General features: G+C 46.5%; 1 protein-coding gene. It reads left to right on the top strand.

What is annotated here, in order from left to right; all coding sequences use genetic code 11:
- A partial coding sequence (locus tag EI164_RS16845) for an IS3 family transposase (protein WP_192521091.1) occupies positions 1–316 on the top strand: 316 nt, incomplete at both ends.

Here is a 316-nt window from a genome sequence, read left to right as displayed (position 1 = left end):
AGGCGACGGCGTACTTCGCGAGAAACAGTTAGTCAGGTACGCCTTTATCAAAGACAACCAGTTCCTCTTTCGCATCACCACTATGTGCCGTGTGTTAAGGGTTAAGCCATCAAGCTATTACGACTGGCTAAGTCGTGATCTCAGCGACCAACAGATACATCGCAACCAGTCTGAATTACTGGTTAAAGCGGCTCACAATGAAACGAAAGAACGTTATGGCGCAGATCGACTGCATGCTCATCTAAGCGAGCAAGGCCATAACATTAGCCTGTATATGGTAAGAAGCATCAAAGAGCAACACGGCATTAAATGTCGT

Origin of the sequence: Psychrobacter sp. FME13, assembly GCF_014861395.1 — a bacterium.
Lineage (GTDB): Bacteria > Pseudomonadota > Gammaproteobacteria > Pseudomonadales > Moraxellaceae > Psychrobacter.
The sequence above is the reverse complement of the archived record's forward strand: the minus strand, read 5'-3'. Positions and strand labels throughout refer to the sequence as shown.